Source organism: Hydrogenophaga sp., from assembly GCF_041633695.1.
Lineage (GTDB): Bacteria > Pseudomonadota > Gammaproteobacteria > Burkholderiales > Burkholderiaceae_C > Hydrogenophaga.
Genome location: NZ_JBFJMY010000753.1, coordinates 1 through 1,122, shown reverse-complemented (window position 1 = coordinate 1,122; position 1,122 = coordinate 1). Strand labels below are relative to the sequence as shown.

General features: G+C 62.7%; 1 protein-coding gene and 1 pseudogene. Both read left to right on the top strand.

Going from position 1 to position 1,122, the window contains the following annotated elements; all coding sequences use genetic code 11:
• On the top strand, nt 1-702 hold a 702-nt coding region (locus tag ABYB95_RS23835; protein ID WP_372662954.1), incomplete at its 5' end, for a cupin domain-containing protein.
• 134 nt (nt 703-836) lie between these two features.
• A pseudogene (locus tag ABYB95_RS23830) lies at nt 837-1,122 on the top strand (UDP-N-acetyl-D-mannosamine dehydrogenase); the annotation flags it as partial.

Genomic DNA, 1,122 nt, shown 5'->3' with positions numbered 1-1,122 from the left:
GAGCCGTTTCTGGCCTGCCGTTCACAAAGCATCGACTACGCGGTGATGGAACACCACGCCAATGTGGCGGTGGTGCCCTTTCAGGGCCAGTGGAGCGACGTGGGCAGTTGGAACGCCGTGGCCGATCTCACACCGCCCGACGACGAAGGCAACCGCATCCACGGGCATGGCCATGCCTTGAAGGCCAAGAACACCTTCATCCACGCCCCGGGGCGCACGGTGGTGGCACTGGGCACGCAAGACCTGCTCATCATCGACACGCCCGACGCCTTGCTGGTGGCCCAGCGCGACCACGCCGAACAGGTGAAAGACGTGGTGGCCCACCTGACCCGCCACAACATTCCCGAAGCTGCCATGCACCGCCGGGTGGCCCGCCCCTGGGGCTGGTACGACAGCGTGGACATGGGCGAACGCTTCCAGGTGAAACGCATTGGCGTGAAACCCGGCGCCAGCCTCAGCCTGCAAAAACACCACCACCGTGCAGAGCACTGGATCATCGTCAAAGGCACGGCCGAAGTGACGCGCGGCAAAGAAGTGTTTCTGCTCTCGGAAAACCAGTCCACCTACATCCCGATTGGTGAAGTGCACCGGCTGCACAACCCCGGCAAGATGGAACTGGAAATGATCGAAGTGCAATCGGGCGCCTACCTGGGCGAAGACGACATTGTTCGGCTGGAAGACAGCTACGGACGCACCGGCTGACAGCACGAAACCGCCAAAGGGCACCGAGGAAGAACGGCCAACAAACCGTTTGCCAAACCAGGAGCTACAGCCGCCACCCGCGAACAAGCCCGCCCCGAAGATCCACTTGAACTGCAAAAAGCACATCTGAATTCATGAAGCGCTCCTTTGAAACCATCTCCATCGTCGGCCTGGGCTACATCGGCCTGCCCACCGCCGCCGTATTTGCCAGCCGCAAGATCCAGGTGATTGGCGTGGACGTGAACCAGCACGCGGTAGACACCATCAACCGCGGGCAGATCCACATCGTGGAGCCCGACCTGGACATGGTGGTGCACGCCGCGGTGCAAGAAGGCTACCTGCGCGCCACCACCCAACCCGAAGCGGCCGACGCCTTTTTGATCGCCGTGCCCACCCCGTTCAAGAGCGGCCCCACCGGCG